Source organism: Serratia sp. MF1(2023) (assembly GCF_030954545.1).
Lineage (GTDB): Bacteria > Pseudomonadota > Gammaproteobacteria > Enterobacterales > Enterobacteriaceae > Serratia > Serratia sarumanii.
Map to the genome: position 1 here is coordinate 24,807 of NZ_JAVHUX010000030.1, position 13,148 is coordinate 37,954.

At 56.2% G+C, this 13,148-nt stretch carries 17 protein-coding genes; all 17 read right to left on the reverse strand.

The annotated features are described in order from the left end of the window. Window positions 1-8: 8 nt before the first annotated feature. The 17 genes from REA38_RS15105 to REA38_RS15185 all read right to left on the reverse strand — a co-directional run bounded on the left by REA38_RS15105 (window position 9) and on the right by REA38_RS15185 (window position 13,123). Entirely contained in the window at window positions 9-884 is an 876-nt protein-coding gene (locus REA38_RS15105) for a tail fiber assembly protein (RefSeq protein ID WP_308886143.1), read from the reverse strand. Continuing rightward, window positions 884-1,639, reverse strand: a complete 756-nt coding sequence (locus tag REA38_RS15110) for a phage tail protein (protein WP_308886144.1) — start codon at window positions 1,637-1,639, stop codon at window positions 884-886. The genes REA38_RS15105 and REA38_RS15110 overlap by 1 nt, the downstream gene beginning before the upstream one ends. Before the next feature lie 2 nt (window positions 1,640-1,641). Beyond that, entirely contained in the window at window positions 1,642-2,226 is a 585-nt protein-coding gene (locus REA38_RS15115; protein ID WP_193147625.1) for a YmfQ family protein, read from the reverse strand. Then, a complete protein-coding gene (locus REA38_RS15120) occupies window positions 2,211-3,284 on the reverse strand; it encodes a baseplate J/gp47 family protein (RefSeq protein WP_308886145.1) in 1,074 nt (357 codons plus the stop codon). Before REA38_RS15120 ends, REA38_RS15115 begins: the two co-directional genes overlap by 16 nt. Next, window positions 3,274-3,723: a phage GP46 family protein gene (locus tag REA38_RS15125; RefSeq protein ID WP_308886146.1), complete on the reverse strand. Its 450-nt coding sequence runs from the start codon at window positions 3,721-3,723 to the stop codon at window positions 3,274-3,276. Before REA38_RS15125 ends, REA38_RS15120 begins: the two co-directional genes overlap by 11 nt. Continuing rightward, window positions 3,720-4,259 carry a phage baseplate assembly protein V gene (locus tag REA38_RS15130; RefSeq protein ID WP_308886147.1) on the reverse strand — a complete coding sequence of 180 codons (540 nt, stop codon included), beginning with the start codon at window positions 4,257-4,259 and terminating at the stop codon, window positions 3,720-3,722. Before REA38_RS15130 ends, REA38_RS15125 begins: the two co-directional genes overlap by 4 nt. Next, entirely contained in the window at window positions 4,250-5,335 is a 1,086-nt protein-coding gene (locus REA38_RS15135; RefSeq protein ID WP_308886148.1) for a phage baseplate assembly protein, read from the reverse strand. The genes REA38_RS15130 and REA38_RS15135 overlap by 10 nt, the downstream gene beginning before the upstream one ends. After that, a complete protein-coding gene (locus tag REA38_RS15140; RefSeq protein ID WP_308886149.1) occupies window positions 5,328-6,587 on the reverse strand; it encodes a DNA circularization N-terminal domain-containing protein in 1,260 nt (419 codons plus the stop codon). Before REA38_RS15140 ends, REA38_RS15135 begins: the two co-directional genes overlap by 8 nt. Next, window positions 6,587-8,464: a phage tail tape measure protein gene (locus REA38_RS15145; RefSeq protein WP_308886150.1), complete on the reverse strand. Its 1,878-nt coding sequence runs from the start codon at window positions 8,462-8,464 to the stop codon at window positions 6,587-6,589. Before REA38_RS15145 ends, REA38_RS15140 begins: the two co-directional genes overlap by 1 nt. Window positions 8,465-8,562: 98 nt before the next feature. Beyond that, window positions 8,563-8,946 carry a phage tail assembly protein gene (locus REA38_RS15150; RefSeq protein ID WP_308886151.1) on the reverse strand — a complete coding sequence of 128 codons (384 nt, stop codon included), beginning with the start codon at window positions 8,944-8,946 and terminating at the stop codon, window positions 8,563-8,565. Between the two features lie 3 nt (window positions 8,947-8,949). Further along, the gene (locus REA38_RS15155) at window positions 8,950-9,300 is read right to left on the reverse strand and encodes a phage tail tube protein (protein ID WP_308886153.1); all 351 of its coding nucleotides are present in this window, start codon (window positions 9,298-9,300) and stop codon (window positions 8,950-8,952) included. 9 nt (window positions 9,301-9,309) lie between these two features. Further along, the gene (locus REA38_RS15160) at window positions 9,310-10,788 is read right to left on the reverse strand and encodes a phage tail sheath subtilisin-like domain-containing protein (RefSeq protein ID WP_308886154.1); all 1,479 of its coding nucleotides are present in this window, start codon (window positions 10,786-10,788) and stop codon (window positions 9,310-9,312) included. 3 nt (window positions 10,789-10,791) lie between these two features. Then, a complete protein-coding gene (locus tag REA38_RS15165; RefSeq protein ID WP_308886156.1) occupies window positions 10,792-11,010 on the reverse strand; it encodes a DUF2635 domain-containing protein in 219 nt (72 codons plus the stop codon). Further along, window positions 10,988-11,608 carry a hypothetical protein gene (locus REA38_RS15170; RefSeq protein ID WP_308886157.1) on the reverse strand — a complete coding sequence of 207 codons (621 nt, stop codon included), beginning with the start codon at window positions 11,606-11,608 and terminating at the stop codon, window positions 10,988-10,990. The genes REA38_RS15165 and REA38_RS15170 overlap by 23 nt, the downstream gene beginning before the upstream one ends. Continuing rightward, window positions 11,605-12,147: a phage virion morphogenesis protein gene (locus REA38_RS15175; RefSeq protein ID WP_308886158.1), complete on the reverse strand. Its 543-nt coding sequence runs from the start codon at window positions 12,145-12,147 to the stop codon at window positions 11,605-11,607. Before REA38_RS15175 ends, REA38_RS15170 begins: the two co-directional genes overlap by 4 nt. Then, window positions 12,147-12,581: a gp436 family protein gene (locus tag REA38_RS15180; protein WP_226911568.1), complete on the reverse strand. Its 435-nt coding sequence runs from the start codon at window positions 12,579-12,581 to the stop codon at window positions 12,147-12,149. The genes REA38_RS15175 and REA38_RS15180 overlap by 1 nt, the downstream gene beginning before the upstream one ends. Beyond that, complete coding sequence (locus REA38_RS15185; protein ID WP_308886159.1) at window positions 12,581-13,123, reverse strand: hypothetical protein; 543 nt, start codon at window positions 13,121-13,123, stop codon at window positions 12,581-12,583. Before REA38_RS15185 ends, REA38_RS15180 begins: the two co-directional genes overlap by 1 nt. Between the last annotated feature and the right edge of the window lie 25 nt (window positions 13,124-13,148).

A 13,148-nucleotide genomic window follows, 5' to 3' on the forward strand; every position in this document is an offset into this window, starting at 1 on the left:
ACGCCCCCTTACGGTTTCTCTGGCCAGGTGATTACCGTGGCTGTGGTATCTACACGGTTGACAGCCAGGCGGTATTCTTCCCACAGTGCCAGTTTACCTATTTCGCTATCGGTGGCGGTGCCTTTACTGATGGCGTAGGTCAGCACAGCAATTTGTTCTGTCGCCTCAGCTAATAACGTAGTTTTCTTACGTTCTGCTTGGTCGGCGTAGAATACACGTTCGGCAAACTCATCCTTCACCCAGTGCTGACCCTCCCATTGTTCGAAACGGCCAGGGGGCAGCAGCGTGTAACCGTCAGGCACTGGACCAACCTCGGTGATGGAGAGCGGGTCTTTGGTTTCGGTGTTATAGGCAAGCTGGCCGCGCAGGTCTTTCACGTAAATCCATTCGGTGCCGTTCCACTGAGTGACGAACGTTGGTTTGGCCTCTGGAGGCGCAATAAAAGTGCAGCCTTCCGGCAAGATGTAGTACGCATCCGGCACGATGTGTTTATTGCCGTTACCCTCATAGAACGCCTGGCCGGTTCTGTCTTCAATCTGCCACCACTGGCCATCAGTGAACAATAAAACGCAACCTGCATCAGCTACAGGCGGCGCAATGTTGACAGCCCAATCAGGTAGCGATTCCTGTAGGCTGGAAATAACAAATCCCTGGCCGCGTGCGTTCCAGTATTGCGTACCGCGTATATCCTTAACATAACGCCAGGCTCCGTCATTGAATATGCCGGTTTCCCCTAAATTGCATTCACAGGGAATGTGCGTAGTATTGGCAGGCAAGCCCATATTGGCCGGTATGGTCATGAATACAGAACCAATATACGTGCCATCGGCATCATATTGATAAAGCCACAGAGCCTGCGGCGATGGTGAATAAATAAAAGACATTACGCTAACCTCACGATGGCGTTAAAGGCGATATTTTTAACGGTATTTTCGCCACTCCCTGTCATGGCGATAGACGCGGTGTGTGCATGTGCACCGATGTAGACAGTGTGGTGGTGCGCTGGGGCTGTGCTGGTATTGTTGCGTGTGCGGTGTGAATCATTGTCGGAGCCGATAATGAAATCGGGGTCCCAGGCAGCACCGGGGCCAGACATCCCCCCCTGATGGAAGTGTTCGTTATCATCGCTGGTCAGTTTGGTTCCAAGGTCGGTACTGTTGATAGTGATGCTATGCCCATGAGAAATCACGCCGTCAGCCTCATAGCTCAACAAGGCTCGACCAGAGGCTGGCAGGAACTTGATTGTTTGACCACGCATGTCTGGGATAATACCTGTCGGATAGGCTTGTGCCAGGCGCGGGTACGCCACCATGCTAAAGCCTTGCCCCAACATCAAGGCAAAGCCAGTGGGTGCCGTATAACCGGGCCATGGCAATGGAATACCGGGTGGCAACATATAGTCCGACGAGAAAGCACGAATTGCTCTGGCGAATTGGTCGAATTGTGATTTATCCGGGGTGATATTAGCCAATGCCAATACGTTCAGCATTTCCATCTGGATAATATTGAACCAATCAGCACCAGGATAACTTGGTGCGACGCCGTCACCGCCTTCGGTAAAAAATCGCTGGTTAGCAAAGAGCACCGATTTAACCGGCGGCATATCGGGAACACTGGAGGCATTATCCAGGTGATACATAATTACACCTCGTATAAAAAATCATAATCGTGACCGGCCAGGCGGTAACGACGCAGAAAGCATTCCAGGATTTGTGCCTGGTAACTGATTAATGGCGTCAAGACATTGCTGACACTTTTAAACCGGATCATCGGCATATCAGTGACAGTCACTTGCATAATGAAACGGTATTTATGGGAATAAATCGGATACATGATATTGCGCATGACATGGTGCGGTAATATCTCGGTCACCTCGATAGTGAAGCCCAGCGCATCTTTAACTGCCTGCTCGATTTGCCAGGGGGCTAACCCGCCTCTGCGGTGATATTTCTCCACCACGGCATCGCGGCGCCGCTCAAACCCATCAGGCATAGCGTTACAGTCCGGCAATCCCAGATAGTCTTCCCACTCTTCCAGTAACAGTTCCGTGGTCTCCGGGCGCATCTCTTTAACCAGCAGATCGGCGTGGTTTTCCACTGCGTTTAAACGCCCACTGAACCCTCTTAGAAGGGAGGTTAACGCGGCTGTCTGGTCACGGGGCCAGGCTTTGCCGCGCGGCATCAGCTGCTGCAGCACGTCGTGCCATTCGTCTAGACTATGCGCCATTTAACAATCCCCAGGGTGATCAGCTCGTAGTTCTCGCTGGGTTGGCTGGTCGTGAGATCCAGCTCATAGTCTGACACGCCGGTTGCTGAGCCAATGGCCGTGCGAATTGACGACAACAGCATCGTTTCACCCGGCGATTGCGAGCGGAATAACGCTTCGAGGCTGGCCATCACCGCACGACGTGTCGCCGCCGTGTCGGGAACAACACGGACTGTCATATCTAACGGCTTGATCGTGAGTGGAATGGGCCACACTTCGACGCCGCCGGGTTTGCCGACATACGTGCCGGTTGCAGGGTCTTGATGGCGAAACAGATAGGCTTGCATCACAGCCCGGTCTGTCTCCGTTGGGGTAATGTCGTCTCGCTGGTCATACACCCATGCGAGGCCAACGGTACCGATGCCATGCCAGCTATCGAACGCCCAGGCGCGGCTTACACCCGCCGTCTCGGTGGCCCAGATGACAAAATCATGCAATGCACCCCCGACAGGGGGATTGCGCTTGCGATACAGCAGGCGCACCAGTAATTCGTTGATGGTCTCGACATCGGCACCGCCGGACACGCCCTCGTCAGCAACCACACCGTCACTGTTGATGCCAGGAACAGGAGAAATCAGCGTGACCACGTCGCCGCTTTTGAGATTGCCGCTCGTGCCTACATCATCTGCCTGGATGGTCACCCGCACCTTTCCGGCAACAGGTGATTCGGTCGCAATGACGTGATAACGGACACCGTCTTGCGTCTGCATTTCGGTGTCCAGCGGCAATGGGCTATTGCCGGTGAATACTGCCGGGCCAGCGGCATACTGCGCAGCTTTACGGATCACGCCCTCATTGCGAGCGGTATCGATAATGGTCTCATCGTCAGATTTATCGGACGGGATAATTTGATTCACTATCCACGACTGATAATCGTAAACATCGCGCAGCGCGCCGCTAAAGGCGATATTTAACGCGCGCTCGACACCGACGATAGGCACCTGTTGATTTAATTCAACCTCCAAGTCCTGGAGGCCGGTACGAATAATTTCACGCGTGGTCGGTACATTAAATGGCATTTCCCATTGCCTCCCAGCGTTTTTTTATTTCTACGGTGAGCGCGGTTTTATCGGGACGGGTGAGCACAATACTTAAGGCCAACCAATTCATACGCGGAATGGTGGCAACAACCTGCGCACTGCGGGCATAGCCGTAGCGTAATAATGGCTGCAATGATAATGAGGCGTAATTTTCCGCTCGCAGGCGAATTTCTTCGGTCAGCTTTTCGCGGTCAATTAACCAGAGCTTTGAACCCCAGGGGAAATCACTGAATGAATCACCGGGCCAACCGCGCCGGTCGTCAGTGCCATCGGGCAGGATGTCGCTGGTTTCAGCGCGGGCATCGGTGAACAGGCAAATCAGCACTAAAGAAACAAGGCCCTCGTCAAGCGAAAGGCCACTGTGTTCTATTTCAATATCGCCACCGGCGGGGAGGTGCCAATTTACTTTGATGGTCATAACGGTTTCGTTGTATCAGCACCGTCGCCATCCTTGTGAATGTGTTCAAGGAAACTTTTTCCCTGAACCTGAATATCTTCACTGAAGTTGGCGGGTCCGGTGAAATTAATGAGTTTACTCACAATGTCACAGGATTCTTCAGCAACCAGATTAACCGCTTTCCCTCTTATTTCTATGACGCCATCCTTCTTGAGGGTAATGGTGTGGCCCTCACTGTGATACGCGCAAACGTCGCCGGGGTCTAGCCCCTTAGGGCGTGATTTCTTGTCCTCGACGGCGATGGCAACCAGGCCGGAACGGCGACCGCCGACGGCGACAACAATGGCCTCAGCGCCGACCGGTGGCACCGATGACATGCCGTAGTTCTGGAAGCGCTCCACGTCGTCATTAGTCTCATCCGCCAGGCTTTGTACCTGGAGGTTCTGCCGCCCCAAACTGTCGGTGACGATGCGCACCACGGCGCGGTCTACCATCAAACGCAAGCGGCGACCGATCGCTCCGATGGAGCGCGCCACATTGCCATCTTTCAGTCCCATGTTGCCCCCACGGTTGCCTTTTTCTTGCCTTTCTTGCCCTTGGCTTTTTCTGCCGGAATATCCATGGACTCCGGCGGGACCAACGACAGTACGGTGACGCGGCCGGAGTCACCCTCCATGAATGACACGGTTTTAATCAGCCAGGTCACATCCAGTTGCTGGATAGCATCCTTCACAACGACCAGACGGTTGAGTTGCCACAAGGGGCCGGTCTCGCCGTTCTCGCGCCAACCTGCCACGGTGATTTCGCTGGTGTTGGCTTCTCCTTGCATCCGGGCCTTGTACCATTCGCCACGCGCGCTGGCACCGCCAACCGTGAGGTTGTCCTCATTGACCAGAATTTTTGGCCGGTAACGGGTGATTTCACTGTCAGTGACGATGACCTGACGACCCCCCACCACTTTCGCCGGTTGATCATCCCAGGTGCTACCACCGGCAGCGACGGAGCCTTTGACGATGTATTGGCTGGCTCGCCCCTGCCAACTGAAACGGCCACGCGCCGCCAGGATGTTTTCGCCCAGCACCAATGCCACTCCTGCACGCCGAGTGGATGCACGGGTGATAACCAGCCGTCCCCAGGCATCCGAGGTCATCAGCACACCGCGCTGTTTGGCCAGCCTGTCCAGTAACTCGAACACGGTTTCGCCTTGCTCCAGCGTGATACCGCTGAAGGCGTCGCCGGTGTCGGTCTCGTTGATGACTTCGATACCGTAGGGCTTGCAGAGGCTCACGGCGAGGGACTCCAACTTTTGGCCGCGCCACTGGCCGGATTTATCCACCACGGAGCTGTCGACCAGGTCGCCGGTCTTGTCGCGACCCAATACACGCATTGCCACGTTCTCCGCGTCATAGCTGGGAATAAAATCATCAATGTATCCGGTCAGCACACGGTCACTGCCGATGTTGACCACGCAGGGCATACCGGGCTTGATAGCGCGTGGCGCAGCAGCAGACCAGCGGGCGGTGATAGTGAGATCAAACTCACCGGCGACGCTTTCCAGGGAACGGTTAATGGTCATATCTGTCCAGCCGCCCCAGATTTTGCCGTCAACATTCAGGGTTAACTCTTCACTCATCGCCGATCACCTCAATCACCTGGGAGGGAAGGATAAACGACGGATATCGCAGCCGGTTACGGGTCACCAGTACATCGCGCTGTTCGGCATCGCCGGTCTCGTGCCAGGCCAGTAACATCACTGGCGTGGTTTGTCGGGTCGATACCCGGCGTAGCTCCGGCAATTGGACGCTACGAATGCGCACGTCATTAACCACAGCAAAGCGTAATGCGCGCAGCGAACGCCACAGCTCGCGCTGGCCGGACTCCACCGCATCAATGGACTGTTCGCCAAGGCGTTCGGCCAGCTCGTCGCCGGTGCTCTGGGCTTCCTGGCTGGTCTGGAATGTCGCTGTGGCCACTGTTTCTGCCTTGGCCACCAGGGCCGATGTCACCACCACCAGTCTGAAGTCTTCGATGTTGGTGTTCATCTCGTCGGTAATATCGACCAAAGCCGTGGGCGTGACGCTACTGGCGAATCCGGTGGTGGCATTCACCGCCACATTGTCCGCCAGGGATTTTGTTGCGGACTGCGCCGCCCGATCACCGTCCCATTTGGCGCGTAGCTGGTCATAGACTTGCAGCGCCCAGGGGGCCTCCGTCACCAGGTCTTTCATCTCACTGATAAGGTTGGTCATATCCCGAATCAACTCACCCGGCGTGGCTACAATGATGCCCGCCAGGTCTTTGAAGCGGTTGAGCCTGTCCATCCACTCATTCAACTCATCGGGCAGGGTCGGCAAGTTGGTGGCAAAGCCTTGCAGGTCATCCAGCAAGGTGTCCACCATGCTGCCGACGCCGTCCAGCGCGGCAAAGTAGTCGCCGTTGGCCAGCGCCGCTTTGACACTATCCGCTGCGCTGAGCGTGGTGGCTGTCGTGTCTTCCTGCTGGGTTGGGAAAAGCTGCTCACCCGCCTCGAATACTTCGAAGGAGACATAGGCAATGCCGCCTTCTTCGGTGCTGAGCTTGTGGGTGACTTTCCCCGCCTGAACCTGCTGCACACCAAACCAGGGGTGCACCAGCTCACCTGGCCCTGGGGTGTTCAGTGCCGCCAGCAGACGATTGAACTGGGCCTGGTAATCGTTCCCCAGCAGGATGCCGTTAATTTGTTGCTGGGTCAGAACGGCCCCGTGGTCTTCCGTCCAACCCACCTCTTTTTTGGGGTAGGCATGGGGGATCGCGCGACGGCCGCCAGTGCCTTCTACATCGACGAAATAAAAGGGTACGCCCCGGAAAGAGGCATCACGCAGATCTTCCCACTTGATTGTGGCCATTAGTCCTGCTCCACATTACTGATGCCGGTTTGTGCGCTCATCGTCACGCCCGGCGTATTGATTTTGACGCTGGTCACCTGCACCCGGTCATCCTTAACGGATACCTCAATCTTGCCCTGGAGCTGGGGAGGTATCATCGGGTAACTGCCCATTTGATTTTGCGGCTGGAGTGACGCCCAAGGGGACGGGTCTTGATAGGTTGGGGCAGAAGCCATCCAGTCCTTTATTTCCTGCAACACGCCCCCGATGGGGGTTTGTTCCGGCAACTGCGACTTGTCCACTGATGTATCGACCCAGTTGCGAAACGATGAACCCTTAGCCCATTCACCGACACCGCTGGAATCGTAGAGGGTTTTGGCTGCCCACTGTGTGGCTTCGTTCTGCAAGTAAACCATCGCTGCACCTGTACCGGCAGCTCGCGCCAATCCCCAATATCCCACCGAACCTAAAGCTGTTTCTGCTGCTGCGGCACCACCAAGACCTAACGGCACACCTTTCCCTTTCGCCTTACCGGCAGCAGCGCCACCCATGCCACCTGCACCCATATTGACCACGTAGACCGGCATCACGCCTGAGCCGAAAACATCCGTAACGTCCTTGGGAACACCTTTCTTACCAGGGCGCAAAAAGTCATAGGTACCTTTGCCAATCTGGAATGCCTTGCGGGCCACCAGCAGGCCACCTGTAGCGATGGCCACGTTTTTGCCAATCTCCAGCCAGTTTTGGACGGTATCCTGGTCAACGGAGTTAAGTGCGTCAGCCAGCTCTTGCACTGGCTTAGCCAGTTGTGAATTGGAGAACTTTTCCCATTGAGTGTTAAGGCTTTGCAAGGCGGAGGTAAAATCTTGGGCTGCGTATTTAGCATCGTCAATCAGACTTGTACCATCAGCAACAACCCCCATGTATGTTTTTAGCTTAGCTGCTCCGGCCTCGCTGGTGACCCCGGCAATCAAGTCCATGCCGTACTGATCGAAGCCAGCCTCCATTAGCCTACCCCGTTGTTTCTTAACCCCACCTCTGGATGATCGTTCTGCAATTTCCTTAAGCAACAAAGGCAATGGCCTAATCGCCCCCTCATTATCGAAAACATTTACACCGTTACGTTTCAACGTGCTGACTACTTTGGGCTCTTGCAGTTTACGAATGAAATTTTCTACGGTTGTTTTGGCCACATCTTTGTTTGCAGTGACATCTTGGGCTGCTTCAGCAACAGCCATAACATCCATTGCGGCCTTTGGGCCTTTAGCACCTGCGGCTGCATATAGTGAGATTGAGGCTGGTAATTTCTCTGCTGCATCTTTCAGCTCAAAAGCGCCTTCTTTACCCAGCTTATTCATGCCGTCCAGAGCGATTTTTACACCATCACGCTCAGTTATCAGGAGTTTTTTAAACTCAGAGATAAGACCACCAATGCTCTCTCCCGAACCTCCGGAACCCGCAACGGCAGCGCCAATGTTATCTTTGTTCTGAAGTGCAAAATCCAGGTCACCAGTTCGTCCGTTAATTTCTTCATACGCCCCCATAATTTCCCTGGTGTCGACCCTGAACTTAATTGATACGTCCTGTATGCCATCGAAAACACCAGCGATATCCTTACGGGTTTTGCCTGCTGTAATCCCCATTCGCGTTAGGCGACGATCTGTTTCGCTATATTTGTTCAACATGGCACCACCGGCAAAACCAGCAACAGCCGCCGTATAGCGGTTTCCCAACCGATCAAGCCCACGACCAGCAGCCTCGCTCGTGGCTTTGACGACAGACATGGCGCGTTGATTCCGCTGGGCGAACTCTGACATGTTGGCACCGTACTGGCGGGCCTTGGCCGTCAGGTTACCTGCTAGGTTGATGATGATTTCGGTATCAAGGCGCTTTCCCATGCTGCTTCCTCAATTGTGCTGTGATGCGGAACAGTTGCCGTAAGGGCAACTGTTCCAGGTAGGACACGCTAAACCGCGCGGAAAGGTTGACGAGTAGATTACTGAGCGCCGTCGCCAGCGGCATCAGTTCGCCCCCTCTGACTAACCTCCGTCAGCAGACTGTCGATATCATCCGCACGTTTGGTCAGCAGCTTCAGATCTTCAGGATGAAGCTGGTAAATCTGCTTCAGACTTAATGGGCCGGGGATGCTACCGATGGAGGCGATTTGGCGGCGCAGCATCTCCAGCCCCATCATGACCTCAGAGCAATAGGCTACGGCCTTACCGTTATCGGCCAAAACTACCCGCTCAGAAGCTAACTGGGATTCCACCACATCCTGGGTATTCAGCTCGCGCAGCTCCACTTCCCTGTGGGTCGCCTCATCCGGCGAGCCTTTACCGGTGACCAGGCCGTGCGTCAATGTCACTGTCATCTTGGCCATGCGTTACACCCTCACCAGTTTGGTGCCGATAAAGGTGACATCAATTTCACCCGAGTCTTCGCTGAGGGTTGCCGGATTATCCGTTGCCGCGCCGGTCATCATGTAGCTCAGCCCGTTATCACCCTCGAACATCACGGTAACGTTCTCCCACTGGCTGATTTCAATAACGTCAACGTCCTCCGCTGCGGCAATGCTCATCTGAATGGATGGCCCAGCCAGCTTGCGGGAATACCCCCAGTGCTTGCCGCCGCCGCTGTGAAGCGTGCGGGCATAACCGCCCGGGTTCAACGTGGATTTACCCGCCGTTTTAATCTCGCGACCGTTAATGCGGATCGCCGCCATGCCTAAAATCATAGTGCCCCCTTAGAGCTTGAACTGGATCAGGCCCGCGAGAACGCGGAGCTGGTTGATGATGTTCGGGTGAATGATGAAGTTCAGCCGGTTGCGGTCACTGGTGTCACGGGTGACGGACAACGTGGACTTATAGTCGTCAAAGTCTTCCACCAGCCCGGCAGGCTCCAGCTCGGTAATGAAGATATCCAACAGCTCCTGGGTACACAGTTTCGGTGTCATGACCGGCTGTCCCGGCTCCAGCGTACCCAGCACATCATCGTCAGCCAGCTTGTGGCGAGGGTAACGGGTGGTGAAGCGGTTCTTGATAACGTAACGAATATGGCCCAGTGTCGCCGGGGAGGTGATATCCAGATACGAGGTATCCGCATCCCCGAAACGGTTCACACGGTAGGTGGTGATCTCCCGCTCGATGCAGACGTTGCCGCCCGCGTCAACAAAGTGTGTTGCCACACCGTCGAACAGATGCAGATTGCGTTCGACCATATCCCAGCGCACTTCTTTGGCAGGGGGTAGGATGCCCGGTAAGGCCAACGTCTGGAGGGGCCGTGCCGGATCAATCGCCAGGTAATACGCTGCACGGCCTGCATAGGCTGCGGCCCACTGGTAAGCCGGTTGCGGAGCCAGGTTGGTGCCGAGTGCTGTGATCAGGAAATCATTGCGGTCATTCCCCCACGTGCCGGTCTGCGCGTGGGTACCGCGCACGGCGGTATAGGCAATGGCTTCGACCATGCGCATCGGCCCCCAACGGTCAAGCAGTTCGTCACGCAAGGTATTCATACTGGCCACATCGTTGAATGGGCACACAATATGGTTGAACCACTCATCGCCCAGGGCGGCAATGATTGCCGACATATCCGGGGTGCCGGTACCGCCGGTGAAAGCGGTCGTGGTCACGTCCAACCCGGCCGGTGTTTGTTCGCCTGTATAGTAGTTGACGCGAACATCCATATCGTTGGTGGTTTGGCCTTTCCATTTTGCGGTCAGCTCGACGGTGCCGCTGGCATCTGCTTTCGCTGCTGCGGTGACCGGCAACGTGTTCACGCCGTTGATGGCGGCCACAATTGCCGACGCTACCTTGGCGGCGGTATCTGTAGCTTTCACCCCCACCGGCACCGAAATACCGCACACCAGCAACGCCAGCGTACCGGCCGCAGTGGCTGTTCCGGTGACGACCAGTTCGCTATTAGCCGCCGCCCCGGATGTCAGATCGCCGATCCCCATCGACCAGGTTTCGGTGTAACTGTTGCCTTTACGCAAGGTCTTGAGCATCTCCGCCAGCATGGAGCCACGTCCATACAGGCTATCGGCGCTGTTGTCACTGGTAATACGGTGCTGTGTCAGCGGTGTCGCGCTGCCGCTGGCCAACTGCTGGCCAATGACCAGGATTTTATGTTGCTGTGCCGGCGCGCTGTCGAGCGCCATCGAGTTGTCTACCTCGATATATACCAGTGGCACCCGAACATCATTGGGGATCGAGCCTACGGTCATGGTTTACTTCTCCGTCTTGGTGTTTTTTGATACGGACGACTCGACAGGAGCCACCTCGGCTTTTGGCGATGGAATGTCGCTCACGGCAACATCGCCTTCGGCAATACGTCGCAGCCAGTAGGCGGTCAGCGTCAGGCTTTCCCCCTCCTTGGCCAAATGGGAGCCGTCCGGCTTGCGCACGAGTACGTCGGCGTTGGGCTTAAGGTTCTTGGTCTTCATCATCCAGTTCTCTCACGGGGATAACGGCTTCAATGACAGGGACGCCGCCTTGTGGTGTGGCGGTCATCCCCAGTCTCAGGAAATCAGGCAATGTGCTGATGTCCGTTTCTTGGTCGAGCTTAAATTCTTGCTGCCACATCACCGCCCACATGGTCACGCCCAGACTGTCCAGGCTGCCGCTGTAAATGTTGTCGGCGGAAATATCGAGCGCCTTGCGCTCTGCACCCATTCCCTTGGCCGCAGCAGGGTCGGCCAGGCGGCGGCACACCTTACCGGTCATCACTTCGGCACGTAGATCACGACCATAGCCCCAGAAGTCGGTGGCCATCACGTAAGCCACCCAAGTCACTAGACCTACCGTGCCACCGGCCTCATGTCGGATATCGCGCACCCGGATCGCCGCCACACGGATGGTGCCGTTGCGGTCAGACAGGTGGCGCTTCACTTCTTCGGGGGTGTTGAACTGACCGATATGGCGCTCAACCTTGCGTACCTGGTCGGGCTGCTCACCTTCAAGCACGGGTTGCAGCCAGGCCACAATCCGCTCGGCTGCACTCACGGTGCTGCCGAGGGTCACCAGACTCGGGCGCTCAATACTCATGGCAATACCTCCTTCCAGAAATCGCCAATGACATGCATCAGCTCGTCACTGTTCTGGGCCGACAGACCCAGCCATTCACGTTGCGGGATAGCCATCATTCGCGTGTGCGCTTTCACTGACTGCCACACCGGGTGTCTGAGCGCCCGGCCAAACGCCTGCTTGATTAACCGCTGGTGAGCATTGATAGAGACGCTGCCGCTGAAACCGTCCTGATGCACGCCACCGTAAGCCAGCGGTGTACCGACGCGCACCTGGTTACGCTCGGTGATGAAAGTGACGCTGTCGAGGAGATCGCCATTACCTTGCAACAGGCTCTGATTGCCTTGGCGGGTTTTGGCGTAGCTGCTCGACCATTTCTCCCAGGCCTGACCGGCGGGAGATTGTTTTTCATCGGTGATGCGGCGGCGGGTTTGTGATTCCACCACCGCGCCAATGCTGTCGAGCAGTTCAGCACGCAAGCCACTGTCCGCCAGTTTTTCCATGGCACGCTTGATATCGGCAAGCTTCGCCGTGCCCAGGACTTCAACCTGAATGCCCATCAGAGCACGCCTTTCAGGCTATTGCGGGTGAACAGACGTGTGTTCTCGCCGACCATGATGACCTTGCCGCCGGTGCCTTCCGTGGGTTGCTCAGTCGTCGGCAGGCCCAGGTCGCGCTGGCCGTTGGCGATATCCTTCAGCGTCTTGATCGCATCGTCGTAGCGCTTTTGCACCAGCTCGGTGACCTGATTGTCACGGTCGGCCAACCAGTAAAAGGCGATGGACACCGCCACCCGTTGCAGCAGACGCGGCACCGTTGTTTCCAGCGGTAACTTGAAGCGACGTGACAACCAGGAGTTGATCTCCTCGTCGGTGTCGTCCAGCGCCTGGCTGATGGCGGCTTCGTCAAGCTGCTCCGTCTCCGGGTTCATGGCGACGTTCCAGACAAAAGAGCCGTCAGCCGTCAGCAGGTCTTCACGGGTGGCGTATCTCATCATTCCCCCTTGTCATCGGTGCTGACCGTTTCGACGACGGTGACATGGAGGTTTGGCTCTGCTTTCAGCCGTTCGGCAGTCGCAACGCTAATGAACGGAGCTGCGCCGTCTTCCGCCAGGCTGGCAGCATTATCGACGTCCGGATCATCACTGACGAAAGCATGGACACCTTCATTAGGCCAGAACCGCCCGGCACGCCAGAAGCCGTTACCTGACGCGGCTTTTACCAGCAACACCTCAACGCCTGCCGGATTAGCATCGCCGGGCGTTGCCAACGTCTCAGTGGTCAACGTCTGTGCCTGATTGAGCTGCTCAGCGTCGAGTTGAGTACCGCTGGCGTCACCTGTTGCGGTTCCGGGGATACCTTCGCCGGTCAGCTCAGGTGCTGGCGTATCCGGTTGCGATGGCGCACCGGGCTGGGTAACGGCCTGATAGTGTCCTGCAACAGTCGGAGTAATAACCGGCGCTTCAGGCGCTTTAACTTCTGCTGGAGCTGCCTGACCGGCTTGCTCCTGCTGTTTCTTGTTTGGCTTCCCACTCACTTTTCCATCCTCTTTCTGGTGGCTT

Excerpts from the sequence above, each read along its gene's own strand:
- REA38_RS15105 (WP_308886143.1), bottom strand. The coding sequence starts at position 884 with ATGTCTTTTATTTATTCACCATCGCCGCAGGCTCTGTGGCTTTATCAA.
- REA38_RS15110 (WP_308886144.1), bottom strand. The coding sequence starts at position 1,639 with ATGTATCACCTGGATAATGCCTCCAGTGTTCCCGATATGCCGCCGGTT.
- REA38_RS15115 (WP_193147625.1), bottom strand. The coding sequence starts at position 2,226 with ATGGCGCATAGTCTAGACGAATGGCACGACGTGCTGCAGCAGCTGATG.
- REA38_RS15120 (WP_308886145.1), bottom strand. The coding sequence starts at position 3,284 with ATGCCATTTAATGTACCGACCACGCGTGAAATTATTCGTACCGGCCTC.
- REA38_RS15125 (WP_308886146.1), bottom strand. The coding sequence starts at position 3,723 with ATGACCATCAAAGTAAATTGGCACCTCCCCGCCGGTGGCGATATTGAA.
- REA38_RS15130 (WP_308886147.1), bottom strand. The coding sequence starts at position 4,259 with ATGGGACTGAAAGATGGCAATGTGGCGCGCTCCATCGGAGCGATCGGT.
- REA38_RS15135 (WP_308886148.1), bottom strand. The coding sequence starts at position 5,335 with ATGAGTGAAGAGTTAACCCTGAATGTTGACGGCAAAATCTGGGGCGGC.
- REA38_RS15140 (WP_308886149.1), bottom strand. The coding sequence starts at position 6,587 with ATGGCCACAATCAAGTGGGAAGATCTGCGTGATGCCTCTTTCCGGGGC.
- REA38_RS15145 (WP_308886150.1), bottom strand. The coding sequence starts at position 8,464 with ATGGGAAAGCGCCTTGATACCGAAATCATCATCAACCTAGCAGGTAAC.
- REA38_RS15150 (WP_308886151.1), bottom strand. The coding sequence starts at position 8,946 with ATGGCCAAGATGACAGTGACATTGACGCACGGCCTGGTCACCGGTAAA.
- REA38_RS15155 (WP_308886153.1), bottom strand. The coding sequence starts at position 9,300 with ATGATTTTAGGCATGGCGGCGATCCGCATTAACGGTCGCGAGATTAAA.
- REA38_RS15160 (WP_308886154.1), bottom strand. The coding sequence starts at position 10,788 with ATGACCGTAGGCTCGATCCCCAATGATGTTCGGGTGCCACTGGTATAT.
- REA38_RS15165 (WP_308886156.1), bottom strand. The coding sequence starts at position 11,010 with ATGATGAAGACCAAGAACCTTAAGCCCAACGCCGACGTACTCGTGCGC.
- REA38_RS15170 (WP_308886157.1), bottom strand. The coding sequence starts at position 11,608 with ATGAGTATTGAGCGCCCGAGTCTGGTGACCCTCGGCAGCACCGTGAGT.
- REA38_RS15175 (WP_308886158.1), bottom strand. The coding sequence starts at position 12,147 with ATGGGCATTCAGGTTGAAGTCCTGGGCACGGCGAAGCTTGCCGATATC.
- REA38_RS15180 (WP_226911568.1), bottom strand. The coding sequence starts at position 12,581 with ATGAGATACGCCACCCGTGAAGACCTGCTGACGGCTGACGGCTCTTTT.